General features: G+C 56.2%; 28 protein-coding genes. 19 read left to right on the forward strand and 9 right to left on the reverse strand.

What is annotated here, in order from left to right:
* Positions 1-97: 97 nt before the first annotated feature.
* The 7 genes from ACSOSI_RS20125 (at position 98) to ACSOSI_RS20155 (ending at position 9,247) form a co-directional block, all read left to right on the forward strand.
* Entirely contained in the window at positions 98-1,045 is a 948-nt protein-coding gene (locus ACSOSI_RS20125) for a LysR family transcriptional regulator (RefSeq protein WP_476706039.1), read from the forward strand.
* Between the two features lie 201 nt (positions 1,046-1,246).
* Positions 1,247-1,627, forward strand: a complete 381-nt coding sequence (locus tag ACSOSI_RS20130) for a Spy/CpxP family protein refolding chaperone (RefSeq protein WP_012146403.1) — start codon at positions 1,247-1,249, stop codon at positions 1,625-1,627.
* 160 nt (positions 1,628-1,787) lie between these two features.
* Positions 1,788-2,468 (forward strand): helix-turn-helix domain-containing protein, encoded by a 681-nt coding sequence (locus tag ACSOSI_RS20135; RefSeq protein WP_012146404.1) that lies wholly within the window; start codon positions 1,788-1,790, stop codon positions 2,466-2,468.
* A gap of 239 nt (positions 2,469-2,707) precedes the next feature.
* On the forward strand, positions 2,708-3,880 hold the full coding sequence (locus ACSOSI_RS20140; RefSeq protein WP_476706040.1) for an efflux RND transporter periplasmic adaptor subunit: 1,173 nt from the start codon (positions 2,708-2,710) through the stop codon (positions 3,878-3,880).
* A 13-nt stretch (positions 3,881-3,893) separates the two neighbouring features.
* Positions 3,894-6,995, forward strand: a complete 3,102-nt coding sequence (locus ACSOSI_RS20145) for an efflux RND transporter permease subunit (protein ID WP_476706041.1) — start codon at positions 3,894-3,896, stop codon at positions 6,993-6,995.
* A 51-nt stretch (positions 6,996-7,046) separates the two neighbouring features.
* Positions 7,047-7,799: a MipA/OmpV family protein gene (locus ACSOSI_RS20150; protein WP_012146407.1), complete on the forward strand. Its 753-nt coding sequence runs from the start codon at positions 7,047-7,049 to the stop codon at positions 7,797-7,799.
* A 167-nt stretch (positions 7,800-7,966) separates the two neighbouring features.
* Positions 7,967-9,247: a DUF3300 domain-containing protein gene (locus tag ACSOSI_RS20155; RefSeq protein WP_476706042.1), complete on the forward strand. Its 1,281-nt coding sequence runs from the start codon at positions 7,967-7,969 to the stop codon at positions 9,245-9,247.
* Positions 9,248-9,286: 39 nt separating this feature from the next.
* Here ACSOSI_RS20155 and ACSOSI_RS20160 read toward each other — a convergent pair whose 3' ends face one another.
* Positions 9,287-9,547: a hypothetical protein gene (locus ACSOSI_RS20160; RefSeq protein ID WP_476706043.1), complete on the reverse strand. Its 261-nt coding sequence runs from the start codon at positions 9,545-9,547 to the stop codon at positions 9,287-9,289.
* Positions 9,548-9,708: 161 nt separating this feature from the next.
* Here ACSOSI_RS20160 and ACSOSI_RS20165 point away from each other — a divergent pair, with 161 nt between their 5' ends.
* Entirely contained in the window at positions 9,709-10,443 is a 735-nt protein-coding gene (locus ACSOSI_RS20165; RefSeq protein WP_476706044.1) for a class I SAM-dependent methyltransferase, read from the forward strand.
* Between the two features lie 80 nt (positions 10,444-10,523).
* Here ACSOSI_RS20165 and ACSOSI_RS20170 read toward each other — a convergent pair whose 3' ends face one another.
* Positions 10,524-10,802 (reverse strand): GNAT family N-acetyltransferase, encoded by a 279-nt coding sequence (locus ACSOSI_RS20170; protein ID WP_012146411.1) that lies wholly within the window; start codon positions 10,800-10,802, stop codon positions 10,524-10,526.
* 305 nt (positions 10,803-11,107) lie between these two features.
* Between ACSOSI_RS20170 and ACSOSI_RS20175 the strand changes: the two genes are divergently transcribed.
* A complete protein-coding gene (locus ACSOSI_RS20175) occupies positions 11,108-11,521 on the forward strand; it encodes a DoxX family protein (RefSeq protein WP_012146412.1) in 414 nt (137 codons plus the stop codon).
* A 47-nt stretch (positions 11,522-11,568) separates the two neighbouring features.
* Here ACSOSI_RS20175 and smrA read toward each other — a convergent pair whose 3' ends face one another.
* Complete coding sequence (smrA, locus tag ACSOSI_RS20180; RefSeq protein ID WP_017893753.1) at positions 11,569-12,141, reverse strand: DNA endonuclease SmrA; 573 nt, start codon at positions 12,139-12,141, stop codon at positions 11,569-11,571.
* A gap of 172 nt (positions 12,142-12,313) precedes the next feature.
* Here smrA and ACSOSI_RS20185 point away from each other — a divergent pair, with 172 nt between their 5' ends.
* Together ACSOSI_RS20185 and ACSOSI_RS20190 are read left to right on the forward strand one after the other, a co-directional pair.
* Complete coding sequence (locus tag ACSOSI_RS20185; protein ID WP_012146414.1) at positions 12,314-12,652, forward strand: MbeD/MobD family mobilization/exclusion family protein; 339 nt, start codon at positions 12,314-12,316, stop codon at positions 12,650-12,652.
* Between the two features lie 66 nt (positions 12,653-12,718).
* Positions 12,719-13,165 carry a DUF1198 family protein gene (locus ACSOSI_RS20190; protein ID WP_012146415.1) on the forward strand — a complete coding sequence of 149 codons (447 nt, stop codon included), beginning with the start codon at positions 12,719-12,721 and terminating at the stop codon, positions 13,163-13,165.
* 29 nt (positions 13,166-13,194) lie between these two features.
* Here ACSOSI_RS20190 and ACSOSI_RS20195 read toward each other — a convergent pair whose 3' ends face one another.
* The 3 genes from ACSOSI_RS20195 to ACSOSI_RS20205 form a co-directional block, all read right to left on the reverse strand.
* Positions 13,195-13,533, reverse strand: a complete 339-nt coding sequence (locus ACSOSI_RS20195; RefSeq protein ID WP_012146416.1) for a DUF2002 family protein — start codon at positions 13,531-13,533, stop codon at positions 13,195-13,197.
* Positions 13,534-13,635: 102 nt separating this feature from the next.
* Positions 13,636-14,826 carry an MFS transporter gene (locus ACSOSI_RS20200; RefSeq protein WP_017893754.1) on the reverse strand — a complete coding sequence of 397 codons (1,191 nt, stop codon included), beginning with the start codon at positions 14,824-14,826 and terminating at the stop codon, positions 13,636-13,638.
* A 94-nt stretch (positions 14,827-14,920) separates the two neighbouring features.
* Entirely contained in the window at positions 14,921-15,934 is a 1,014-nt protein-coding gene (locus ACSOSI_RS20205; RefSeq protein ID WP_476706045.1) for a helix-turn-helix domain-containing protein, read from the reverse strand.
* A gap of 129 nt (positions 15,935-16,063) precedes the next feature.
* On the opposite strand from ACSOSI_RS20205, the gene ACSOSI_RS20210 reads away from it, so the two are divergent.
* On the forward strand, positions 16,064-17,107 hold the full coding sequence (locus tag ACSOSI_RS20210) for an alpha/beta hydrolase family protein (protein ID WP_476706046.1): 1,044 nt from the start codon (positions 16,064-16,066) through the stop codon (positions 17,105-17,107).
* On the opposite strand, the gene ACSOSI_RS20215 is transcribed toward ACSOSI_RS20210, so the two are convergent.
* On the reverse strand, positions 17,067-17,963 hold the full coding sequence (locus ACSOSI_RS20215; protein ID WP_261139965.1) for a LysR family transcriptional regulator: 897 nt from the start codon (positions 17,961-17,963) through the stop codon (positions 17,067-17,069). The genes ACSOSI_RS20210 and ACSOSI_RS20215 overlap by 41 nt on opposite strands.
* Positions 17,964-18,069: 106 nt before the next feature.
* Between ACSOSI_RS20215 and ACSOSI_RS20220 the strand changes: the two genes are divergently transcribed.
* Both ACSOSI_RS20220 and ACSOSI_RS20225 read left to right on the forward strand, forming a co-directional pair.
* The gene (locus tag ACSOSI_RS20220) at positions 18,070-19,449 is read left to right on the forward strand and encodes an MFS transporter (RefSeq protein ID WP_476706047.1); all 1,380 of its coding nucleotides are present in this window, start codon (positions 18,070-18,072) and stop codon (positions 19,447-19,449) included.
* On the forward strand, positions 19,449-19,829 hold the full coding sequence (locus tag ACSOSI_RS20225; protein ID WP_476706048.1) for a DUF4440 domain-containing protein: 381 nt from the start codon (positions 19,449-19,451) through the stop codon (positions 19,827-19,829). Before ACSOSI_RS20220 ends, ACSOSI_RS20225 begins: the two co-directional genes overlap by 1 nt.
* A 183-nt stretch (positions 19,830-20,012) precedes the next feature.
* Here ACSOSI_RS20225 and asr read toward each other — a convergent pair whose 3' ends face one another.
* Positions 20,013-20,429 carry an acid resistance repetitive basic protein Asr gene (gene asr / locus ACSOSI_RS20230; RefSeq protein ID WP_012146423.1) on the reverse strand — a complete coding sequence of 139 codons (417 nt, stop codon included), beginning with the start codon at positions 20,427-20,429 and terminating at the stop codon, positions 20,013-20,015.
* 219 nt (positions 20,430-20,648) lie between these two features.
* On the opposite strand from asr, the gene ACSOSI_RS20235 reads away from it, so the two are divergent.
* Positions 20,649-20,957, forward strand: a complete 309-nt coding sequence (locus tag ACSOSI_RS20235) for an ElaB/YgaM/YqjD family protein (protein ID WP_012146424.1) — start codon at positions 20,649-20,651, stop codon at positions 20,955-20,957.
* A 63-nt stretch (positions 20,958-21,020) separates the two neighbouring features.
* Here the strand turns inward: ACSOSI_RS20235 and pdxR are convergent, their stop codons facing one another.
* Complete coding sequence (gene pdxR / locus ACSOSI_RS20240) at positions 21,021-22,454, reverse strand: MocR-like pyridoxine biosynthesis transcription factor PdxR (RefSeq protein ID WP_476706049.1); 1,434 nt, start codon at positions 22,452-22,454, stop codon at positions 21,021-21,023.
* Between the two features lie 284 nt (positions 22,455-22,738).
* Here pdxR and ACSOSI_RS20245 point away from each other — a divergent pair, with 284 nt between their 5' ends.
* The 4 genes from ACSOSI_RS20245 to nrdE all read left to right on the forward strand — a co-directional run bounded on the left by ACSOSI_RS20245 (position 22,739) and on the right by nrdE (position 26,227).
* Entirely contained in the window at positions 22,739-23,170 is a 432-nt protein-coding gene (locus ACSOSI_RS20245; RefSeq protein WP_012146426.1) for a carboxymuconolactone decarboxylase family protein, read from the forward strand.
* A 281-nt stretch (positions 23,171-23,451) separates the two neighbouring features.
* Positions 23,452-23,688: a glutaredoxin-like protein NrdH gene (gene nrdH / locus ACSOSI_RS20250; protein WP_476706050.1), complete on the forward strand. Its 237-nt coding sequence runs from the start codon at positions 23,452-23,454 to the stop codon at positions 23,686-23,688.
* An 8-nt stretch (positions 23,689-23,696) separates the two neighbouring features.
* Entirely contained in the window at positions 23,697-24,101 is a 405-nt protein-coding gene (nrdI, locus tag ACSOSI_RS20255; protein WP_017893761.1) for a class Ib ribonucleoside-diphosphate reductase assembly flavoprotein NrdI, read from the forward strand.
* On the forward strand, positions 24,083-26,227 hold the full coding sequence (gene nrdE, locus ACSOSI_RS20260) for a class 1b ribonucleoside-diphosphate reductase subunit alpha (protein WP_476706051.1): 2,145 nt from the start codon (positions 24,083-24,085) through the stop codon (positions 26,225-26,227). Before nrdI ends, nrdE begins: the two co-directional genes overlap by 19 nt.
* The last annotated feature ends 4 nt before the right edge of the window (positions 26,228-26,231 follow it).

The raw sequence follows: 26,231 nt of genomic DNA on the forward strand, positions 1-26,231 counted from the left end.
TAGCAAATAATTGACCAAAAGAATACCCGCCGGTCAGTGATAAGTCATATGACAATAACGGCAAAAATGTATATCATTTTTGATATACAAACTCAGAATGGCTCACCGCGTGAAAGCAAAAGACTTCAGGATCGACGAACTCAGGATCGTTCGCACCATCGCCGAAACCGCCAGCGTCAGCAAGGCGGCACAGCTGCTGGATATGCCGCAATCCAATGTGTCGCGCACCCTGACTGCACTGGAACGGCGACTTGGCCTGGAGATATTTCTACGCAGCCCACGAACGCTGTCTTTGACCGAGTTTGGTGAACAGTTTTTACGCCGCGCCGCTCAGCTATTGGATGAGCATAACGACCTGCTCGATATGTCCGGCACCTATAAACAAAGCCTGAATGGCATGGTGACGCTTGGCGCACCGATCGGCATCCATTCATTTCTGACCCGTTATCTACTGCCGCCGTTGCTGCGCGAGTCACCCGAACTGATTGTCGACCTGGTGACCCGCAATCCGGATGAGCGTGAGAAAAAATATGGCGCGGTTTTCGACAGTGACAGCGATCTGCTGATTAGCTTCTTCCAGCCACAGAATGAAAGCCTGATCGCCCGGCCACTGACCCGCTTCCGGATGGGGCTGTTTGCATCGCCGGATTATATCGCCCACTCTCCGCTCGTGGAGCCGACTGAATTGACGCAGCATCGCTGCATCACCCTGCGGGTATTGGGCGGCAGCCGTAATACCTGGAGCTGTTACAACTCGCTGGGGCAGTTGGTCAATGTAGCGGTCAACGGCACCAGCATCTGCGACAATATTCTACCGGCTATTGAGTTAGCCAAGCAGGGGCTGGGCATTGTTTATGCCCCTTACTACTCGGTGGCCTCGGCGCTGGAGTCCGGTTCACTGCTGCCCTGCATTGAGCGCGAACGCTGCATCGATATGCAGGCGTATCTTATTTACCGTCAACGTGGCGTGTTACCCCACCGGGTGCAGGTGATGATGGACAGCATCATGAATACCATTAAGCTGCACGAACATCGATTGGTCTAACCGCCAGCATCCATTAACGCATACGGCTACCACTCCCGGCATTTTATTTAAATAAACCCAGAGTCCAATTTCGGACTCTGGGCACAACCTTATGAAATAAAATAAAAACCTTCAATTTTAATATATTTTGAAACATTCGCAACCGCACTGAGTTTAAATTAATGCGTAATATCGCCATGAGACAAATATAAGGAGTAGATAATGAAAAAAAGAATAAAAATGCTGATCGCCGGCATGTGTTTATTTTCCGCCGGTTCTGTTTTTGCCGCCGAAGGCTTGCAAAGCGCCAGTCGTCTGGCCGGTGTATTGGATCTGAGCCAAACACAGCGTCAGGAAATACATGTTATTCGCGATAAGGCGCAACTGCAGCTCGACAGCATCAAAACGGATAAGGTCGACAACGGCGCCATTCTGAAAGTGCTTGGCTCCTCTCAGTGGGACGAGCCTACGGTAAAAAAACGCATTGCTGAAATGGGCATTTATCAACAACAGGCGGAATATATCCGTTACCGCTACTTGTTTGACGTAATGCAAACCCTGACGCCAGAGCAGAAAACCAAACTGCAAAAAATGATCAAGTAACCCCATTCTCAGCTATACCCACTGCCAGTCATTCCCCCGGCAGTGGGTTACGCCCAGGATAAAGAACGTTTAATTCCCCGAATTAAGCAGCCTCCCCTATACTCAGCCGGTACAACACGCATAGACTACAAGCTAACGCGCTGATTAACGGGGAATCAAGGTGACAGACAAGCCGCATGCAGCCGGGAGTGCTCCAGGCAACGACCACTTCAACGATGCGCTGCAAAAAATCATTCCGCATAAGCCGAGCGACATCATTGCTCGTCTGATGGCGGAGCTGAAACCCGAGGCCGTCGAAGTGACCGCCAGACGCTCACGTCAGTTCAGCGGTAAAAATCCTCAGGTATTCCTGCTATTGCAGGGTGCGGTCAACCTGCATCGTCAGTCGGACGATCTGCTGATGACCACCATCTACGCGCCGCATATCATCGGCCTGGCGGAACTGCTGCACCCGGTGGGACAAACCTATCTGCATCTGGAAAAAGACTGTGAGATCCATGTGGTGGCAGGCAGCAAGGTGCTGCAAAAGCTCGACCAGCACCCCATGTTATGGGCCGACGTTTCTCGCATTTTGGCTTATCAACTGCATTTCGCCAGCCTGCGTGACCTGCACTTGCTGAATAACCATGCTTATGACGCCATCCGCGGTAAGCTATTGGAATTGATCAATGCGCCAGAAAGCACAAGGCTCGACTATTCGGCATTGAGGTATATTCAGGAACGCACCACACTGGCGCGCAGCACCATATTAAAATGTTTGAGTGACTTGAAGACCGGCGGTTATATCGCCATGGAGAAAGGCCACCTGACTCAGGTGTTTAATTTGCCTCAGCGTTATTAAAAAAGGCCGCTGGGGATGCCAGCGGCAACGGACACTACTGATATTGTCTTTCTTGCTTTCTTATTGCTTACACACAGTGGCAATAATAGAGTAATAAAATCCTATGCCCATCATTATCCAGTCCGAATTCGGACTCTTTCCGCTGTGATTATTCCGTAAAATACACCGCAATCAATCTCTTTCTGTATTTAATCAGCCGCCAGACCGCATTGCGATACCCTCTGGCCAACGGGATAATCATGAACAAAAACGCATTATGCTTAACCGGCAGCTTACTGCTGTGCGGCGGTCTGCTGCTTACCGGTTGTAAAGATAAAAACCCTAAGGCCACGCAGCTTCCGCCGCATCCGGTCGGTGTAGTCACCTTGCGCTCTCAGCCACTGGCAATAAAAACAGAACTGCCGGGTCGCACCAATGCTTACCGCACGGCGGAAGTCCGGCCTCAGGTCAGCGGTATTGTCCTCAAGCGCCAGTTCGTTGAAGGCAGTGACGTGCAGGCCGGTCAATCGCTGTATCAGATCGACCCGGCCAGCTATCAGGCCGCCTGCGACAGCGCGCTGGGCGATCTGAAAAAGGCCCAGGCCAGCAGCGAAATAGCGCATCTGACCGTAAAGCGTGAGCAACCGCTGCGGGCCAAAAACTACGTCAGCCCGCAGGAATTCGACACCAGCGTGGCTCAAGCCAGGCAGGCCGATGCCGACGTCATTGCTGCCCGCGCAGCACTGGAAAGCGCACGCATCAACCTGCAGTACACCAAGGTTATTGCGCCAATCTCCGGGCGCATCGGCAAATCCAGCGTCACCGAAGGTGCGCTGGTGACCTCCAGCCAGAGCAGCGCGCTGGCGACGGTGCAACAATTGGATCCGATGTATGTTGACGTCACCCAGTCCAGCGACGATTTCCTCAAGCTTAAACAGGCTATCGCCTCCGGTACCATTACCCACAACGGCGGCAAAGTGCCGGTCAGCCTGATCCTGAATAACGGCCAGCGTTATCAGCCGACTGGCACCCTGGAATTCTCCGACGTCACCGTTGACCAAAGCACCGGTTCCATTACCCTGCGCGCGATCATCCCTAATCCGCAGCATAGCCTGCTGCCCGGCATGTATGTCCGCGCCGAGATTGACCAGGGGCAACAGAAACACGCGCTATTGGTGCCGCAGCAAGGTATCACTCGCAACCCGCGCGGCGAAGCCACGGCGCTGATTGTCGACGCCCACAATAAAGCACAGTTACGTCAGGTGATCGCCAGCCAGGCGATTGGCGACAAATGGTTGGTGACGTCGGGGTTGCAGGCCGGCGACAAAGTGATCGTCAGCGGCCTGATGCGCCTGAAGCCGGGCATGCAGGTACGGGCAACGGAAGAGACGCCGGACACCGCTCAGGCCTTGTCTGACGTCTATCACGGTTAAGGGGCGCCAAGGCATGTCTAATTTCTTTATCAACCGCCCGATATTTGCCTGGGTCATCGCCATCATCGTCATGATGGCCGGTGCCCTGTCCATCATGAAGCTGCCGATCGCGCAGTATCCGACCATCGCGCCGCCGGCGGTCAGTATCAGCGCCACCTATCCGGGGGCCGACGCCAAGACGGTGCAGGATACGGTCACCCAGGTGATTGAGCAGAATATGAATGGCCTGGACGGCCTGATGTACATGTCGTCCAACAGTGACGCCGCCGGTAACGCCACGGTCACCCTGACCTTTGCCACCGGCACCGATCCGGACATTGCTCAGGTTCAGGTGCAAAACAAGCTGCAACTGGCGATGCCGCTGCTGCCGCAGACCGTGCAGGATCAGGGGATTAACGTGCAGAAGGCCTCCAGCAGTTTCCTGATGGTGGCCGCCTTCACTTCCGACAGCAGTGCCATGACGCAGGCCGATCTGGCGGACTATGCGGTCGCCAATATCAAAGACCCGATCAGCCGTACCAGCGGCGTCGGTCAGGTACAGTTATTCGGCGCGCAATACGCTATGCGCATCTGGCTGGATCCCAACAAGCTGGATAATTACCAACTGACCAGCGAAGACGTGGTGCGTGCCATCAAGGCGCAGAACAACCAGATTGCCGGTGGCCAGCTCGGCGCCTTGCCGGCGGTACCGGGGCAGCAGCTCAACGCATCGATCATTGCCCAAACCCGCCTCAATTCGCCGCAGCAGTTCGGCAATATCCTGCTGCGCGTCAATCAGGATGGTTCTCAGGTGCATCTGCGTGACGTTGCTCGCATTGCGCTGGGCAGCGAAAACTACACCACCAGCGCCGAATACAACGGCAAACCGGCCGCCGGGCTGGGGATTAAATTAGCCACCGGCGCCAACGCGCTGGATACCGCCAACGCGGTGAAGGCTGAAATTGGTCGTCTGGAACCTTATTTCCCGGCCGGGATGCACGTGGTATATCCGTATGACACCACGCCGTTCGTTAAAATCTCGATCGGTGAAGTGGTGAAAACGCTGATCGAAGCCATCATCCTGGTGTTCCTGGTGATGTATCTGTTCCTGCAAAATCTCCGTGCCACGCTGATCCCGACCATTGCGGTGCCGGTGGTGTTGCTGGGGACCTTTGCCATTCTGGCGGCTTTCGGCTTCTCGATTAACACCCTGACAATGTTCGGCATGGTGCTGGCCATTGGCCTGTTGGTGGATGATGCCATCGTGGTGGTCGAGAACGTCGAACGGGTCATGACGGAGGAAGGGTTACCGCCCAAAGAGGCCACACGCAAATCGATGGCGCAGATCCAGGGCGCACTGGTGGGCATCGCCATGGTGCTGTCGGCGGTATTTATTCCCATGGCGTTCTTCGGTGGCTCAACCGGCGCCATCTATCGCCAGTTTTCGGTCACCATCGTTTCCGCCATGGTGCTGTCGGTACTGGTGGCGATGATCCTGACTCCGGCACTGTGCGTCACGCTGTTGAAACCCGGCGTGCATGCGCCCAAAACCGGCTTCTTCGCCTGGTTTAACCGCCTGTTCGACCGCAGCACCCAACATTATCAGGGCAGCATCGGCAATATCCTCAACCATACCGGTCGTATGCTGCTGATCTACCTTCTGATTGTGATTGGTATGGCGCTGCTGTTCATCCGCTTGCCCACCGCCTTCCTGCCCGACGAGGATCAGGGGGTATTCATGAACATGATCCAACTGCCGGCCGGCGCCACCCAGCAACGCACCGAGGCCGTATTGGGCCAGGTAACCCACTACTACCTGAACAAGGAGAAGGCTAACGTCAATTCGGTCTTCACCGTTGCCGGGTTCGGCTTTAACGGCAACGGCCAGAATAACGGGTTGGCGTTTGTCAGCCTGAAGGACTGGAGCCAACGTCCGGGGGAGAAAAACAAGGTTGAGGCGATCATCAAGCGCGCCAATATGGCCTTTGCCCACACGATCAAACAAGGCATCGCCTTTGCCTTTAACCTGCCGGCGATTACCGATCTCGGCACCGCTACCGGCTTTGACTTCGAGCTGATCGACAACGGTGGCCTCGGCCATGCTGCGTTAACCAAGGCACGTAACCAATTGCTGTTTATGGCCGGTAAATACCCCAACGTGGCGACCAAGATCCGCCCAAATGGCCTGGAGGACACGCCGCAGTTCAAGGTCGATGTCGATCAGGCCAAGGCCGAGGCGCTGGGGGTTTCGGTTGACGACATCAACCAGACGCTGTCCACCGCCTGGGGTGGCACCTACGTTAATGACTTTATCGATCGCGGTCGGGTGAAAAAGGTCTATGTGCAGGCCGATGCGCCGTACCGCATGCTGCCGGACGATCTCAACCAGTGGTACGTGAAGGGTAACCGCGGCCAGATGGTACCGTTCTCCGCCTTTGCCAGCGCGCACTGGGAATACGGCTCACCACGCCTGGAGCGTTACAACGGTCTGCCTTCGATGGAAATTCTGGGTGAACCGGCCCCGGGGCGCAGTTCAGGCCAGGCGATGATGCTGATGGAAAAACTGGCGGCCAAACTGCCGAAGGGCATCGGCTATGACTGGACCGGCATGTCTTATCAGGAACGACTTTCCGGCAACCAGGCTCCCGCGCTGTACGCCATCTCGCTGGTGGTGGTGTTCCTGTGCCTGGCGGCGCTGTATGAGAGCTGGTCCATCCCGTTTGCCGTGATGCTGGTGGTGCCGCTCGGCGTGGTCGGTGCGCTGTTGGGGGCCACCTTACGCGGCCTCAATAACGACGTTTACTTCCAGGTCGGCCTGCTGACCACCATTGGCCTGTCAGCCAAAAACGCCATTCTTATCGTCGAATTCGCCAAGGATCTGATGGAGAAAGAGGGCAAACCGCTGATTGCCGCCACCCTTGAAGCCACCCGCATGCGTTTGCGTCCGATTCTGATGACCTCGCTGGCCTTTATCCTTGGCGTGCTGCCGCTGGTTCTCAGCAGCGGTGCCGGTTCCGGCGCGCAGAACGCAGTCGGCACCGGCGTCATGTTCGGCATGATCAGCGCCACCCTGCTGGCGATATTCCTGGTCCCGGTATTCTTCGTTGTCGTCCAACGTCGCTTCGGCCGTAAATGACCCGATTAACCCTGGCGGGCCGCTTTGGCCCGCACTTTTTTAAAAGGCCTCATGATGATTAAAAAACAGAAATTAACCTGGATCCTGCTGAGCGCGGGTTGCTTAAGCCACCCCGCCTGGGCGCAAAGCCCGTGGACACTGGGTGCGTCGGTGTTGGTCAGCCCCAGCCCTTATCAGGGGGAACAGGACCGGGTAATGCCACTGCCGGTGATCGGTTATGACAGTGACCGTTTCTTCGTGCAGGGGCTTAGCGCCGGAGCCTATCTGTGGAAGGACCAGCAGAATCAGCTCAGCCTGAACGCCTACTATTCTCCATTGCATTTCAAGGCCTCCGACAGCGACAACGACGCCATGAAGCAGTTGAACAACCGCCACGCCACCATGATGGGCGGTATCGGCTATCGCCACCAGGCCAGTTGGGGCACCCTCCGTACCGAGCTGGCGACCGATATGCTGAACAACAGCAACGGCTTTACCGGCGACGTCGCCTATCTGTACCCGATCGAACGCGGTGATTGGCAACTTCGGCCCGGCGTTGGCGTCACCTACAGCAACGGCAAAACCAATGATTACTACTATGGCGTTTCTTCCGATGAGTCGGCGCGCAGCGGACTCTCTGCTTATAAGGCCGGCTCGTCCTGGTCGCCCTATCTGGAACTGTCAGCCAGCTACCAGCTCACCCCGCAATGGACGACCTTTATCACCGGGCGCTATACCCACCTGGCGAACAGCATCACCGACAGCCCGATGGTGGATAAAAGCGGCAGCGGCATGCTATGGACCGGCGTGACCTACCGCTTCTGACCCGGCGGTCCGATTCCGGACCCGGTTTAAATATCGCCCAATGAGTGAACATGGGATTCTGGGGCATCCGAGAAACTGAGCGGGGAATGGCGTTAAACGCCGCAGCCAGGTCGGCGCTTCCCCCTGAATGGCTCAAGAGATCCTCGGCTCAACAAGAGGAGCATCGCATGTTCAACATGAAAAAATTACCCTGGGTTCTGATGGCGCTGCTGGCGCTGAGTGGTTGCGACCGAGCGCAAGACCGCCCTGCACCGCCGTCTTCGTCATCTGCCACCGCGCCGGTACCACTGGTGCAAAATAGCGGCCTACCACAGAGTGCCGCAAGCACTCAGCAGTTGTACTCACTGCTCGGTCCGATCGCCCTGTTCCCGGATAATTTGCTGGCACAGGTCCTGGCAGCCAGCACCACACCCGATCAGGTTACCGCCGCCAATACCTGGCTGCTGCAGAACAAAAGCCTGACCGGCAACGCACTGACGCAGGCAGTTAATGCGCAGCCCTGGGCGCCGGCGGTAAAAGCCATGGTGACCTTCCCCGACGTGCTGCAGCAAATGGCACAGAATCCGGGTTGGACTCAGGCTCTGGGCAGCGCTTATAGCCAGGATCCGAGCGACGTGATGAACGCCGTTCAGCTACTGCGTCAACGCGCCAGCAACAGTGGTGCGTTGAAAAGCAACGCACAACAGCAAGTTATCGTTACCGCTAATAACGCGGCAGGCACGCCCGCGACTGCGGCCAATAAAACCACGGCTGCACCGACCCAGACCATCGTCATCAAACCGGCTCAGCCAAGCGTGGTGTATGTGCCCAGCTACGGCACCGCCGTTTATGGCAATCCGCCAGTGGCCTACTATCCGGGCTATGCGCCACCACCGGCTTACAGCACCAGTGACATGGTAGCTACCGGGTTGATCAGCTTTACCGCCGGGGTCATGGTCGGGTCGATGTTCGATAATAACTGGGGTGTGCACTGGGGCGGCAGCCCGGTAGTGGTATATAACAACCGGACCTTTATCAGCAATAACGGTTGGCATCACAACGGATATGGGCCACGCGCGCCCTTCAGCGAACCGCACTTCGCACCGGCGCGCAGCAACTTTACCCCACGGCATGCCACGCCGCTGGATCATCAGGGTCTCCGTTCACCGACCTTCGATCCGCATCGCAATGCCGAGCGTTACGCAGGCCCAGTGCGTACCACGACACGCCAGCCGGAACGTCATGTCGAACATGCCCTGCCCCAGCGCAGCAGCGGATTGCAATCCGAACGTCATCTGGCCCCCGGACCGGTGCGCTTGTCCTCCGTGCATCAGCCCCAGTTCCAACGTGAGCGTGATGTGCGTTCCTTCGGCGATGGCGCATCCCACCCGGCATTTTCCAGCGCGCTGAACCACTCGTGGGGGGATGGGCATCTCTTCGGCGGGAATAATCATCGCCGCCGGCTGTAATCGCACTCAGACAACAGTCCACAGCAGATGTCGGGCTTTTCACAATGTCCGCGTATACACTCGCGAAGCCTCACCCCAGGGGTGATAGCCCAGCCCATTGAAGGCAAACCCCTGTTTCTCGTAGTAGCCTTCCAGATCGGTGCACAAATGCAACTGTGGCAACGGATTGACCGCGCCAATGCATCGGGTGATGGCATCCTCATACATCATCAGGGTCTCTTCCGTGGCCCAATGTTGTTGGAAGTAGCGAATCGCCTGAGATTTAAACTCGGGTAACTGACGCACCGAAATCATCTTCATATCCGTTCCTGAGGTTAGTTTTCATGCTTTTTCCGGTCGACGATTATGCGACAGCCGACACGGGTTATCACTACCTTTATTATAGGAATCAGTTGGATGTGCGGATAATATGGTAGCACTGCCCGAATATCCGGCAGCGGTTTACCCCAACAGGAGTCGTTATGACACAGAATATTTATGACAATCAGGCGTTTTTCGACGGTTATGCCCAGCTCAGCCGCTCGGTACACGGGCTGGATGGTGCACCGGAATGGCAAAGCATCCGTAGCATCCTGCCGGACTTGCAGGGTAAAAAAGTGGTCGATCTTGGCTGTGGTTATGGCTGGTTCTGCCGCAGCGCACGTGAACAGGGCGCCGCCAGCGCTTTGGGCTTAGATCTGTCGGAGAAAATGCTCGATAAGGCACGGACGATGACAGAGGATAGCGGTATTGAATACCGCCAACAGGATCTGGAACAGCTTCAATTGCCATCGCAGTCTTTTGATCTGGCTTACAGCTCACTAACGCTGCACTACATCAAAGATCTGGCACGCCTGTTCGCCACGGTTTATCAGGCGCTGGTGCCGGGCGGGCAGTTTATTTTCACCGCCGAACACCCGATTTACACCGCCCCAAAACAGCAGGGCTGGCTGATGGACGAAAACGGGAAAAAATCCTGGCCGGTCAACGGTTATCAGCAGGAGGGGCAACGCATTTCAAACTGGTTGGCGGAAGGAGTGATCAAGCAGCATCGCATGCTCGGCAGTTACCTTAATCTGCTGGTGCAGCAAGGTTTCGTCGTGAGTTATCTCAATGAATGGGGCCCTTCGGCACAGCAAATCGCAGAAAACCCCGCGCTGGACGAAGAGAAAGAACGCCCGATGATTTTTATTCTGGCCGCCCATAAACCCGCGTAGTTATCCCCTGCCACAGTAAATCCTTAACATATCCAATATTGGGGAGGCTGCCTCCCCCAAAGCCACCTATGGCCCAGCCTTCAGGCACGGATATCCTGATATTCCGGCGTGGTGTCAAACTCATGTTTGGCGAACGGGCACAGCGGAATAATTTTACGGTTTTCCGCCCGCATTTTCGCCACCACCAGCGCCACCAGCTTTTTACCGACGCCCTGACCTTTCAATACCTCATCCACCCAGGTGTGATCGATAATGGTTAATTTGTCTCCGCTCGGTACAAAGGATATCTCGGCGATCATTTTTCCCTGCCGATCGTTTATATAAAAACGTTTCTCGTCTGCCAGAATTTCAAGATCCATAAATTTATCCCATTTTAAAAATACATAAATTTATACCCTATAGCTTTCAAGCTGCAGCTAGGCGCCCAGCTCGCTCATCCCCAGGCGCTTACTTTAGTAAGTAACTGGGGTGAGCGACAAATCTGTCGGGAACAGATTTGAACGCTGCTTGCAGCGGCCCTGAAAGGGCAAGGACCATGGATGGGCCTTGTAAGCAGGTAACAACGCTGCAGCTTGAAAGATGACGGGTCTAGAACAAACCTGATATTAGTCTACTATTTAATCAGCAACACAACATAATTGTGACAGTGGCTGAGGAGTTCAAAATGGGTGAAGGCTCAAAAGACGGCGTTATTCTGCTATCCCGAATCTTATTGATGATCCTGTTTATCATTTTTGGTTGGATGAAATTGATCGGTTTTGGTGCAACCGTTAGCGCAATGGAAGGTTATGGCACGCCAATGCCCTATTTGGCGGCGATTATCGCCGTGGTGGTTGAGTTCTTTTTTGGCATCGCGCTTATTCTCGGATTATTTACCCGGCCTATTGCGGTTATTTTTGCCGTCTATGTCCTGGGCACCGCTTTTATCGGTCACCCGTTCTGGAAAATGACCGGCATGGAAATGATGGGCAACGAAATAAACTTCTTTAAAAATATCAGCATTATCGGCGGGCTGCTGTTGCTGGCGGTCACCGGTGCCGGGCGTTATTCGCTGGACCATAAATTCTTTAATAAATAGCCTATTCCAGCCGGCGGCAACGCTGCCGGCTGTTCCTCCGCAATCCCCTAACGGCTGCGCTTGGCGTGGCGCTCGAAATTATCCGCCCTGGCCTGGGCCGATTTGCGCAGCGTGACATAGCAGGCACCTTCACCGCCGTCACGCGGCTGCGCCCGGCAAAAAGCCTGCACCTGTTCAAACTGTGCCAGCCACTTGGCGAGATAGCTGCGAATGATATTGGCATGGCTCTCTTCTTCCCGACCACGGCCGTGGACAATCAGCAGCGAACGCAGGTTTTGCTTTTCTGCCTGCAAAATAAAGCGAAACAGCGCCTGCCGCGCAGCCTCCACCGATTGTTTCAGCAGGTTCAGGCTGGCCTGCGGCGGATAGCGGCCATGGCTCAGCTTGTCCAGTACTCCCTGCTGAATGCCCTCGCCTTTGTATTCCAGCGGGACTTCGCAAGGGATCAGTTCGAGAAAGCCGGTGCTGAGAAAGTTTTCCTGCCGCAGTGCCTGCGCCTCACGCCGCGCACTTTTATCCATCGTCTCCTGCGGTTTAAGGTACAGGGTCTCGGGGGCGCTGGATAACGGGATGACATCCGCCATCGCCTGTTCAAAAAAGTCTTTGTCCTGGTTGCTCATCTTTCTGCCACTCTCAGACTGGGCCTTTAATGCCGGGGATGAACCTGATTGTAAGACGGCTTGCCGCGGTTGCAAGCCGGGAATTTTCCGCAATTGTCGTCAACGGGTGAGGTTCTGTGCAGTTTTCGTTATACTGCTAAACCATTATTGAGTGCCGCAAAGGATCGATCCCATGAAAATGCGCGAGCTGGAAACCCAGTTTCAAAATGCCATGAGCGAGTTGCAGGCCAGCTTCGAAAAGCAGCACCGTGAATGGCAGCACAGCTATCAGGCACTGCAGCAGTTGCTGGAAGAGGCTAAACAGCGTGAAGTCGCATTGCGTATGCAAAATGAGCAGCTGGTGCGCAAGCTGAGCACCGCCAGTTCAGTGCCGGAGCAGCACGCGTTAGTGAAGCAAATCAAAATGCTGGGCGCCCATCTGGACGCGCTGGCCAAGGATGCAGCCACCTTCAACCACCACCTGCGTCATCAACAGCGGGCAGCCGACAATTTCAGCGGCGAACAGCGTTGACACCGGGCGCTGTCACGCAGCGCCTCCTGCCAAATACTGGCGCAATGAGAGTGTAATAAATCATAAATGACCTGGATCATCATCGCTGCCCTGATCGTTGTATTTATTATTGGTTACCGCATTCTGACTTCCGATACTCGCAAAGCCATCGACTCTCTGGCCCACCTGCTGAAAGTAAAACCGATGCTGATTGAATCCATGATTCAGGAGATGGGCAGCCGCAATAGCCAGACGTTTATCCGCGTGCTGAACAACGGTTACACCGAAGAGATGCACCAGGCGGCCTATTTGCTGTTTATCTATCTGACCTTTATCAAACAGGCGGATGACCACCAGATAGCTCTGTGGCGGGAAACGCTGATACGCGCCGGGCTGTCGCCGGAGCTGCATGCCGAACACACCGAGGCCGCGCTGTTTTACTTTGCCGATCTGGATATCGACGCTTTCGAACTGGCGCAGTTTCGCCGCGCTTACAATGAGCGTTTTAATCAGGAAGCGATTGCGAATTGGTAAAATTGTGTCCCCCGCTGGCGGGGGAGGCATTACTGGAACATGCTGTAGATATAGCGCGAAAGCGCATCACGCGAGCTGAAGCCGTGGGGAATGCCGTAACGCGCACTCGGGGCATCGCTGCTTAAATCCAGGGGAAACTCAAGGTACTGATTGCTGATGCGCACCGGCGAGGTCGGCGTGGCAAAATGCACGCTTTTCTCTTTCAGCGCCGGGTGGATCACCAACGCGGTTCTACCCATCCGCGCCTCACGATTCACATAAACGTAGTGCTCACCCTTGCGGTAACCATAAGACTGGTCGGTGACATAATCACGCTCAAAGCCAGTATTCTCCAACACTCTAGCCACTTCATCCGGCCGTAAATACATCGATTTCTCCTCTCGTTCTGGACCGCTGAGCGACCTTACCGTAATCATGAGATGAAACAATAAATTTTTCGGTATGGATGTGGGTTTAGGAATAATCCTTAACTATAGATTTTGCCGGTTTTGCAGCAGCAAGCGCAGCGTCAACAGCACGCCCAGAAACACTATCAGCGCCGCCGCCAGATAGATTGATGGCACGCCCATGCGGCTCATCAGCAAACCGGCCAACGGCCCGGTGATCCCCAGCGCCAGATCGAGAAACGCCGAGTAGGTGCCCAGCGCGGTACCCTGATTCTGCTGCGGCACCTGTTTCACCGCCTCCACGCCCAGCGCCGGGAATACCAGCGAGAAACCGGCACCGGCCAACAAAGCCCCGGCCTGCACCATCAGCGGATCGCCGGCCTGCCAAATCATCAACAACCCGATAATCTCAATCAGGAACGACACCAGCGTGACTTTCAAGCCGCCGTGGCGATTAATCGTCTGGCTAAATATCAGGCGGATACCGACAAAGGCAACGCTGAACAGCGTCAGTGAGAACGCGGCCCCGCTCCAGCCCTTATCAGCATAGTAGAGGGTAATGAAAGTGGCGATCACGCCAAAACCCACGGTGCCCATCGCCAACCCCAGGCCGTAAGCCCAGATGCGGCCAAACACGGCGCTAAAGGCAATGCGCTGACCGGCGGCGATCGTCACATTGGGCTTACCGCTCGCCAGCCACAACGAAATCGCGACCGCCAGCACAATCAGCGCCGCCACCCCGGCCAATCCCCAATGCTGGTTGAGATAAACGCCCAGTGGCGCTCCGGCCGCCATGGCACCGTATGTCGCTACCCCATTCCACGAGATCACCCGGGCGGTATGCAGCGGCCCCACCAGACCAATACCCCACAGCGTGGAGCCGGTGCTGGCAAAGCTTTCGCCGACGCCAAGAAACACCCGGCCGACGCATAGCAGGATTAAACTCAGTAACGGCAGGCCGCTGAACCAAAAAGCCGCAGCGTAAAACAGGCCGCTTGCGCCGCAGCAGGCCAGGCCGAACAGCACCACCTTTTTCGGGCCGAGCTGATCGGCATAGCGTCCGGCATGCGGGCGGCTAAACAAGGTAGCGAAATACTGGGCGCTGATAATCAAACCGGCCAGTACCGAGTTGTAGCCCAGATCGTTATGCACAAACCCAGGCAGCACCGCCAACGGCAGGCCGATGGTCAGGTAACAAACGAAGGTGAACATCACGACCGACAAAATACGTTTATTCAGTTGGAGATGGTTTTCTTTGGAACTGATTGCGGTCATCGAAGGTGGCTCGCATCGAACGGGGTAAGCAACAGTGCTCAGCATACCCCGATGGGATCCGATGATAAATGTGAGAGTTATAACGAATTATTATTTAACTACGCGTTTGTTGCCTGCGCCACTCGCTCGGATTAACACTATAAATACGCAAAAATTCACGGTTAAAGTTCGACTTGGTGGTAAAGCCTGCCGCCTGCATGATATCGGTCACCGGATCATCACTGGCAAGCAGCCATTGCGCCGCCTGGTGGACACGCAGCTGATTCACATATTGCGACACATTCATGCCCGCATGCCGATTGATGGCTTGTGACACCCGACGCGCCGGCAAGCCCACTTTGCGCGCCAATCGGGCCAGGTTCAGCTCAGGCTCCAGATAAAGATCATCCTGACGCAACCGCTGTTGTACCCGGTCAAACCACTCGGCCAATTGCTCTTCGTCTTCGGTAACCTCCGGCGTCGACTCCGGCAGCGACTCCACCGGATGGTCCAGGGGACGGCTACGGGACAACACCAGATAAAGGCTCAAGGCCACCAGCACGTTAACGAGGGTCGCCAGCACAGCTGCGTGCCGGCCATCGAACAGTGAGAAATCGAGTGCAATCACCAGTTCGGCCAACGCGATGGCTATTAACAGCATGCCCAGACCGCGCCACAACCGGTAACTGAGCCAACTTTCCGCCAGCGCCACCTGCTGTAAGCCGTTCTCACCGCGCCGCAACGCGTACAGCAGTGCCAGGCCGTAACCCAGATAAGCGCTCACAATCAAGGTATCCAGCCAGAAAGGCGCGATCAGACTGGCTAACAGCGTCAGGCCCAGCGGCGTCAGGTGCCCGAGCTCACGCCAGCGAAGCCGGCCCTGGGTACTGACCAAAAAGGCCAGATAGGTCAACGCAGGGATCGCCACCGCGCCGAACGGTTGCAACCGGTTGAGTTGCGTCACGCCATAGCCGTAGCGGACACCCACCAGCAGACTTTGCCAGGCACATAACAGCAGCAATAGCTGGAAAACCCAAAGCTGCGGCCGCGGTCGTCCCAGACGGAACAACAGCCCCAGGCACAGCAAACCAAACAGAAAAGTGAGCGGAATAAGTGGCATTATCGGCATCTTGTTGTGTTCACACAGAACCGGCAGTGTACTGTCAAAACAATCATTTAACGACCCGGATCGCGATCGAGGTCGCCGGATAGCGCCGCCAATGCCACCCTCGCAAGGTCAACATTTTGAGGAGTGAAAATGAACAGAGCGTTGTTGTTGTTGTGGATACTGCTGTGCGGCGTTGCCAGCGCTACCCCTTATCAGGTCGCCACCCACGATCAAGTCTTTCAGGCCGGTTCACGTTCGTTGAACAGCCGAATTTACTACCCCACCACCGAGACCGCTCAACAAAGGGCCATCGGGGCGAATCCGGTCTTTACCGGTATCAACAGCCAACCGGATGCCGTTGTGGCCAGTGGACGTTTCCCGCTGATCGTTATCAGCCATGGCAGCGGCGGTAATAACAGCAGTCAGGGCTGGCTGGCGGCGGCATTAGTCCAACAGGGAGTGATCGTGGTGGCGGCCAATCACCCCGGCAGCACCACCGGCAACTCTGTCCCGGCGCTCTCCGCCGAATTGTGGTTACAGACCGAAGATATTTCCGCCTTGATCAGCGCCATCACCGCCGATCCCCAGTGGGATAAAATCATTAATCGCCAGATGATTGGCGTTATCGGCCACTCCAAGGGCGGTTACAGTGCCATTGCCGCCATCGGCGGACGAGTCCGGCTGGCCGATTTCATCAGCGGCTGCCGACAGGCCCCACAGTCACCCAACTGCCAGTTTTATACCCAGGCCAAGGTTGATTTGGCTGCGCTTTCCGCCCGGCAATTTGATGCGGATTATACCGACCCGCGCATCCGCTTTGCCGTTGCCCTCGATCCCGGCATGGTGCCTTATCTGTTGCCTGCCAGCCTGCGTCGGCTCAATGCCCCTTTATTGGTCATCGAACCTCAACATTTCGAACCAGATAACCGGATACCCGGCCTTGGCGGTGCCGCGCTGGCCAAAGACGCAGGGCAGCAACCGATTGATGCACTACGGCTGTCGAACGGTAACCATTTCGATTTTATTCCGCTTTGTCAGCCGAATGGCCGCCAAATTTTGGCCGCAGAGGAGAAAGACGCAGCGGTGTTATGCGCTTCCTCCAATACGCAGCGTGAATGGGTGCACCAGAAGACAGTGGCAGCCATAATGACGTTTATTCGCCCGTGGCTACCCGCGCCCGCAGAAAATCAATAAACGCCCGCACCTTTTCCGGCACGTGACGCGTGTTTGGATACAGTGCATAAATGCTTTGTATCGGGAATTGATGGTCTGCCAGCAGCGGGCAAAGCTTGCCTTCGGCAATGGCGGGCCGCACCAGCCATTCGGGCAGCAATGCCACCCCGGCACCGTGCAGGGCAAACGCCAGCAGTGCAGCGGCGCTGTCCCCCATCAGTGTGGCGGCGTCTTCAACCTTGAACAGCACCGCCTGCCGTTCCGGGGTAATCACCTGCCAGCTCAACGGTGAACTAAGGCGGCTGTGGGCAATCCACTGCGCCTGCGCCAGTTGCGCCAGCGAGCCAACAGGATGACGGGCCAGATACGCCGGTGAGGCGACCGGCAGGATGGCAAAACTGTCGAGCCGCGCTGCGTGATGACTGGAGTCCGCCAGTTGCCCCAGCCGGATCGCCACGTCGAAGCGCTCCGAAATCAAATCGGCATGATAAGAAGAAGAAACATGCTGAATGCGCAAGCGCGGATGCAACTGGGAAAATGCCGCCAGCGCCGGTACCACCACCTGTGCGCCGTATTCCGGCGTGGTGGTGATACGCAATACCCCGCTCAGGCCGTGGTGATCGCGGCGCACGTCATCCAGCACATTCTCCGCGTCTTGCAGTAGCCGCAGGCAGCGTTGATAAAAGCGTTCACCGGCATCGGTCAACGCCAACCGCCGGGTGCTGCGCACCAGCAACGAGACGCCCAACTCGCTTTCCAACTGTTTGACATTGAAACTGACCACCGCCTTGGTTTGCCCCAATGCCACCGCTGCGGCGGTGAAACTGCCCGCATCCACCACCGCCACAAAGATCGCCAAACGCTGCAGGTTAAGCATAGTGTTGCCCGTTATTGTCAAAATTATTTTGACAGTGTAATCGTTCGCAGCCGATTTATCCGCAGTTTCCCACCCGCTACACTGCGGGCCTTCAACCGGAGGCCTCATGCCCTATCGCATCAAAGTCGCAATCGTCTATCTGCTCGGATTTTTTGTCGATCTGATCAACATGTTTATCGCCAATGTCGCTTATCCGTCGATCGGCCATGCGCTGCAGGCTTCGGTCGGTGAACTGGCCTGGGTCAGTAACGGTTATATTCTCGGCCTGACGCTGGTGATCCCGCTCAGCGCCTGGCTGGCACAGCGCATCGGCGGACGACGGGTATTTTTGTTGTCGCTGACGCTGTTTATGCTGGCGACAACCGCGGCGGGCTACGCCAGCTCAATTGGCGAGTTGATTGGTTGGCGGGTACTGCAAGGTATGGGCGGCGGTTTGCTGATCCCTATCGGCCAAACGCTGACCTATCAACTGTATCGCAGCCACGAACGCGCCGGGCTTTCCGCCGCCATTATGCTGGTCGGCCTGCTGGCACCGGCGCTGTCACCGGCGCTGGGCGGGTTGATTGTCGACAGTCTTGACTGGCGTTGGGTATTCTTCGCCAACCTACCGCTGGCGGCGCTGGCGTTGCTGCTGGCCGCGCTGTGGTTACGCCCGCAGACGGTCGATCCGCAGCGCAGGCCGCTCGATCTCAATGGGCTGCTCAGCGCCTGCGCTGCGCTGACGCTAATCCTGCTGGGTCTGACCCGGCTGGGTGAAGCCGATGGCCTGGCACAGGGCATGGTGTTATTGGCTGCCGGGGCACTGATGCTGGTCTATTACCTGCGACGCAGCCTGCGCATTGCCCAACCGCTGCTGAATTTGCGGCTGATGCAGGATCCGTTGCTGCGCACTTCAATGATGATTTATCAATGCATTCCCGGCCTGTTTATCGGCGTCAGCCTGGTCGCCATGCTGTATCTGCAAAATCAATTGGGCATGCACGCCGCACAGGTCGGCAGCCTGATGCTGCCCTGGTCGCTGGCCTCGTTTTTGGCCATCACGCTGACCGGCAAGAAGTTTAACCGCCTTGGCCCACGACCGCTGTTTATCGCCGGTTGCCTGCTGCAGGGGTTGGGCATTCTGGCGCTGTCGCAAATTACCCATGCCGGGGATCATGGGTTGCAGCTGGCGGCCTTCGCCCTGATGGGCTTTGGCGGCAGCCTGTGCAGCAGCACCGCGCAAAGCAGCGCTTTCCTGCAGATTGCCGATGAGCAACTGGCAGATGCCAGCGCCCTGTGGAATATCAATCGACAGCTCAGCTTTTGCCTGGGGGTCGCCCTGCTCAGCCTGCTGCTGAATCTGCTGCTTGAACATTTCTCCCCCGCCGTCGCTTACCAAAGCTGTTTTTACCTGGCCGCCGCCAGCACGCTGATCCCACTGCTGCTGTGTCTGCGCATCGCTAACCGCGCCATCGTGCGCCATCTCAATACTCAACAGGAAAACTGATGAACCGCTATTTTACCGAAGTGATCGACGCTCATGTCGCCATTGAAAACTGGCTGGAGAAAGGTGCAGGGGAAGAACAGGCCTTATTGGCACGTTTTGACCCGGCATTCAGCATGATCGCGCTAAACGGCAGTCGGCTGGATTTCGCCGCACTGAGCGCCTTTTTCCACGCGCATCGCGCCGCTAAACCGGGGCTGGAAATCACTATAGAAGAGATGACATTAGTGGCCGAATGGCCGACCGGTGCGGTGGTCAGCTACCGTGAAAAGCAAATGTTGCCGGGACAGGCGGCAACGCTACGCAACTCCACCGTGGTGTTCGAACAGACCCAAACCGGGCTGTGTTGGCGGCACCTGCATGAAACCACGCTGGCGCAGTAATCAGAGAAAACCGTCGGCCAGGAACAGCTCCCAGGCGACAATTAACCCACACAGGGTGACGGCGCTGAAAATCACTTCGAATAAATAACGATTGATCATCATGAGCTAGCCCTCAAAAGAAAACACCCGGCAAAACCGGGTGTTTTAATACTGTCTGGATGCTGCGGTACCCGCAGACTTCACTTATTTAGCGGCTGGAGCGGCTTTTTTGGTGGCTTTGTGGTGTTTTTTAGCAGCCTGGGCTTTTTGAGCTGCAGCTGGCTTGGTGGCTTTGTGGTGCTTTTTAGCGGCCTGGGCTTTCTGTGCTGGAGCGGCTTTGGTCGCTTTGTGGTGCTTTTTGGCGGCCTGGGCTTTCTGTGCTGGGGCTTTCTTGGTCGCTTTGTGGTGCTTTTTAGCGGCCTGAGCTTTCTGAGCTGGGGCTTTCTTGTGCGCTTTCTTATGGTGAGTGGCTTTAGCTGGTGCCTTGGTAGCAGCAGCGGCTGGTGCAGCGGTAGTGGTTGCAGCTGGAGCCGCAGCCGCTGGAGCTACTGCATCGGCAGCGAAGGCAACAGAAGACAGACCCATGGTAGCAGCAACGATCAGGGCTAATACTTTTTTCATCTTTAATTCCTCAGAGTGTTTTTTCAGTAAGCCCCGTTGGGCCGTTGAAGCAGATACTAGAGGAATCGATGAGCCGCTTCCGTGAGTGATTGGTTTCGCCGAGTAACCAAATGTACAGCGACAGCATGACCATCGGACAGGCCGTTTTTTTCCGTGATCGCCAACACATTTTAAATAATGGTCTACACTTAAAAGACATGTGTCGAAACGGAGAATCGAATGTTTAAGAGATCAGAAAAAGTAGAACGCGACATCGATCAAGACGTCACCCTGCTGGCGGATACGCTGGATGAGGTGCTACGCGAATCCGGTGACAAGACCAAGGAGGAACTGAAAGAGCTGCACAGCAAGGCAAAAGGCGTTTTACGCGATGCCCGTGCGCGCTTCAATGGCTCCAGCAATTTGACACAGCACGCCCGCGATGTCGTCGGACAAGCCGACAGCTACGTGCGCGACAAACCTTGGCAGGGCGTTGGGATCGGGGCCGCTGTCGGCATCGTCCTTGGCGTACTGCTGGCCCGGCGTTAACACCCCTTGCAGTCATAAAGATAAAACAGATGTGCGTCTGGCCCACGGGAAACCGTGGGCCGTTTAATTTCTGCCTTTGAACAACTCAGCCAATCTGGCCACCGCACGCTCCGTCTCGGTCTGCTGAGTAAAGTTGGCAAACCCCATCAGCAAGCCAGTACCTGTAGGCTCTGTGATTCGCCAGTCCGATAGCGCCTGCACCGACAGACCGCACTGCCAGGCGTCCTGCGCCAAGCGCCGATCCTCTCCATCCTGTTTAAAACGAGCCAATAGCTGAATGCCGCCGTCCTGCGACGCCACCGTCAAATACTCCGCCAACTGTTGTTCCAGCGCTTGCGCCAGCCACGCTCTGCGTTGACGGTAGATTGGCCGCATCCGTTTCAAATGGCGATAGAAATGCCCCTGTTCAATAAAGTCCGCCACGCTGGCCTGTAACAACGGCGGGCAACCGCAGCCGCGCAGCCGACTGCTACGCCCAAAGGCTTCCACCTGCCCTGCCGGTACCACTAAGTACGCCATGCGCAATGCCGGGAACAGCGTTTTGCTGAAGGTTCCGGCGTAAAGCACCCGCCCCTGACGATCGAGGCTTTTCAGCGGTGGCAACGGCCTGCCGTGGTAACGAACCTCACTGTCGTAGTCATCTTCAATCACCCATGCCGCCTGCTGTTGCGCCCACTCCAGCAATGCCATGCGCCGCGCCAGGCTAAGCGAAACCCCCAATGGACTTTGGTGGGTCGGCGTCAGCACCGCCATCCGAGCCTGAGGCGCCCTGGCCATACCGCTGGCAATGTTCATGCCCTGTTCATCAACCGGCACCGCCACCGGCCGCATGCCGGCGGCTTGAAACAGCGGCAGCGTCACCGGATAGCCCGGATCCTCCAGCCATACCTGATCATCCGGCTTGAGCAGGGTACCGATCACCAGATCCAGCAGCGCCTGATACCCTGCGCAGATAAACACCTGTTCCGGTCGGCAACTGATGCCGCGCGAAAGCTGTAAATAATTGACGATCGCCGCACGCAGCTCAGGCAATCCCTGAGTTGAAGGATGGGCCAGAGCAGCCAGTGGGCTGGTGCGTAACTGGCGGCCGACAATCCGCTGCCACAGTGCGCGAGGAAAGGCATCCAACGCCGGTAGCCCCAGTTGAAACGGCTGTGTGGCGCCGTTCGGATGCAGCGCATTCGCCGTCACCGTTGGCAAAGGCTCCACCGCCAGCGCCGCACGCACCGGCAGGTTTTGCAACTGCGGGGAAACATAGGTTCCCGCCTGCCCCCGACTTTGCAGAAAACCTTCGGCAATCAGCTGAGCGTAGGCACTTTCTACCGTCGCGCGCGCCACGCCCAGATCGCTCGCCAGTCCACGAACCGAAGGCAGCCGACTGCCCGCCTGCAGAGTTCCCTGCGCAATGGCATCTTTAATTCGCAGATAAATCTGCCGGTACAGCGGGTCGGCAAGCCGACTGTCCAGCGTTAGGGAGGAAAGAAACGGACGCATCACGTCTTAATGCTACAAATCAAGGCGAAATAGTCCCCTCTCCCTTGGGAGAGGGTTAGGGTGAGGGGAAGCACACTGATGCAAAAGCCCCTCACCCCGGCCCTCTCCCAAAGGAGAGGGAGATGCTCACTCAAGCAACGTCGCACACACATATGCCCAATACTGCTGGTCTGATGGATACAGTGCATTATGGCCCGGTTAAATAATCATTTTATGGCCCTATAGTATAGTCCATATCACCGTTAAAGTAGCGTCATGTTCCTGTTATTCGCACACCGAGGTTGACCATGATTAAGCAACGTTTGAACTATTCCGCACTCTCCCCCGCACCGTACAAAAGCATGGTGAGCGCCCTGATGGCACTGGAGAAAGGCGCGCTGGACAAAGCGACGATTGAACTGATGTTCATGCGTGTTTCGCAGATCAACGGCTGTGCCTTCTGCCTGGATATGCACGGCAAAACGCTACGCGAAAGCGGCGTCAATAACGCCAAACTGGACCAGTTGGCAGGCTGGCGCGTCAGCCATGAATTCAGTGAGCGCGAGCGTGCAGCACTGGAATGGGCAGAGTCCGTCACGCTGATCGCCACGACTGGCGCACCGGACAGCGCGTTTGAAGCACTGCAGGCGCACTTCAGCGACGTGGAAATTGCCGATTTGACCTTCGCCATCAGCATCATGAATGCCTTTAACCGCCTGGCCATCAGCATGCGTCAGTGATAAAACCGCACTTCCCCTCTCGCGGCGAGAGGGGTTTTCCGTCAATAACCCTCTGCAAAAAAAATTTACCCACCGCTGTTCCAGCCCCGCTGCGCCCTGCGCGAAAAACCCAACAAAACACCATATATAGCGTGGTTGATAAAACAAATATCTACATATAGTATTTAAGCCATCAACCGCAGGGAATATGTCGCGGTCGGTAACGCCGTCAGAAACGCCGTTCAATGCTCCGTTATCTGACCTTTCCGCCTTTCCTTCAGCTAAAAAGGTAAATGCGAATCATGAGCATTATTATTTACAGTAAACTGGACTGTGTCCAGTGCAACGCCACCTATCGCGCATTCGATAAACAAGGGATTGGTTATCAGGTGATCGACCTCACCCAGGATCAACAGGCGCTGAGCCATGTCAAATCCCTTGGCTATCAGCAGGTTCCGGTGATTATCGCCGGTGACGATCACTGGTCCGGTTTCCGCCCGGACAAAATTGGCGCACTGGCTCACGCCCTGGTGCCTTGAGGCCGACCATGAACCCGCTGGTCTATTTCTCCAGCAGCTCGGAGAACACCCACAGGTTCGTTGAAAAGTTGGGCTTGCCGGCGATGCGCATACCGATCGCCGGTGCCCGCAGCAAACTGTTGATGGAAACACCCTATATTTTGATCGTGCCCAGCTATGGCGGCGGCAGCGCCGTGGGAGCCGTGCCGATCCAGGTGATCCGCTTTCTCAACGATCCACAGAATCGCGCTTTCCTGCGCGGCGTCATCGCCGCCGGGAATACCAATTTCGGTGCAGCGTACGGCATTGCCGGCGACATCATCGCCAAAAAATGTCAGGTGCCTTTTCTTTACCGTTTTGAACTGCTCGGCACCACACAAGACGTTGCAAACGTTCGACAGGGAGTAACCGCATTTTGGCAACGACAGAACTGACCAGGCCCGCTACCAGCGCGCTGGATTACCATTCGCTCAACGCGATGCTAAATCTTTATGATGCCGAAGGCCGCATCCAGTTTGACAAGGATCGGCTGGCGGCGCGGCACTACTTCCTGCAGCACGTGAATCAAAACACCGTGTTCTTCCACAACCTGGAAGAAAAGCTGCGTTATCTGGTGGAAGAAGGCTATTACGAGCAAAGCGTACTGGCGCAATACGACTTCGCCTTTATCAAGCAGCTATTCCAGCAGGCCTACGCGAAAAAATTCCGCTTCGAGACCTTCCTCGGGGCCTTTAAGTACTACACCAGCTACACGCTGAAAACCTTTGACGGCAAACGCTATCTGGAACGCTACGAGGACCGGGTGTGCATGGTCGCCATGACGCTGGCAGCGGGTGATACCGCACTGGCGCAGGATTTGGTAGAAGAAATGATCTCCGGTCGCTTCCAGCCGGCGACGCCAACCTTCCTCAACTGCGGCAAACAGCAGCGCGGCGAACTGGTTTCCTGCTTCCTGCTGCGCATTGAAGACAACATGGAGTCGATTGGCCGGGCGGTGAATTCTGCGCTGCAACTGTCGAAACGCGGCGGCGGCGTGGCATTTTTGCTGACCAATATCCGTGAAGTCGGTGCGCCGATCAAACGCATTGAGAACCAATCCTCCGGCGTTATTCCGATCATGAAAATGCTGGAAGACGCCTTCTCTTACGCCAACCAACTGGGCGCACGCCAGGGAGCCGGAGCGGTCTATCTCAATGCTCACCACCCGGATATCCTGCGTTTTCTCGATACCAAGCGCGAAAACGCCGACGAGAAGATCCGCATTAAAACGCTGTCGCTGGGGGTGGTGATCCCGGATATCACCTTCGAGCTGGCGAAAAATAATGAAGAGATGTACCTGTTCTCGCCGTATGACGTCGAGCAGGTGTATGGCGTGCCCTTCTCGGAAATCAGCGTCAGCGAGAAATATCGCGAAATGGTGGATGACAAGCGCATCCGCAAATCACGCATCAATGCGCGTGAGTTTTTCCAGGTGCTGGCGGAGATCCAATTCGAATCTGGTTACCCGTACATGATGTTTGAAGATACCGTCAATCGTGAGAACCCGATCGCCGGACGCATCAATATGAGTAACCTGTGCTCGGAGATTTTGCAGGTTAACCGCGCCAGCACTTACCACGATGACCTGAGCTATGACCAGGTGGGCAAGGATATCTCCTGCAACCTCGGCTCGCTGAATATCGCCAAAACCATGGATGCGCCGGACTTCGGCAAAGCCGTCGACACCGCGATCCGCGCGCTGACGGCGGTGGCGGACATGAGCGACATTCGTTCGGTGCCGTCGATCGCCGAAGGCAATCGCAGCTCGCACGCCATCGGTCTGGGCCAGATGAACCTGCATGGCTATCTGGCACGCGAACGCATCTTTTATGGCTCGGAGGAAGGGATTGATTTCACCAATATCTATTTCTACGCCGTTGCTTACCACGCCATTCGCGCTTCTAACCAATTGGCGATTGAACGCGGCAGCGCCTTCGGCGGCTTTGAGGATTCCACCTACGCCTCCGGTGAGTATTTCAGCAAATACACCGAGCGTGATTGGCTGCCACAAACCGAGCGAGTTCGCACACTGTTCGCCGACGCCAATATCGCCATTCCAGGCCGTGAAGAGTGGCTGGCACTGCGCCAGTCAGTGATGATGCACGGGCTGTACAACCAGAACCTGCAGGCGGTGCCACCAACCGGTTCCATTTCTTACATCAATAATTCGACCTCCAGCATTCATCCGATTGTGTCACGCATCGAGATCCGCAAAGAGGGCAAGATTGGTCGCGTGTATTATCCGGCGCCCTATATGACCAACGAAAACCTGGAGTACTACCAGGATGCCTATGACATCGGGCCGGAAAAGATCATTGATACCTATGCCGCCGCCAGCCAGCACGTCGATCAGGGATTGTCGCTGACGTTGTTCTTCCGCGACACCGCCACTACGCGCGACATCAACCGCGCTCAAATTTACGCCTGGCGTAAAGGCATCAAAACCATTTATTACATCCGCCTGCGCCAGATGGCGTTGGAAGGCACCGAGGTGCAGGGCTGCGTGTCCTGCGCACTGTGAGGCA

The organism is Serratia sp. AR11 (assembly GCF_056376275.1).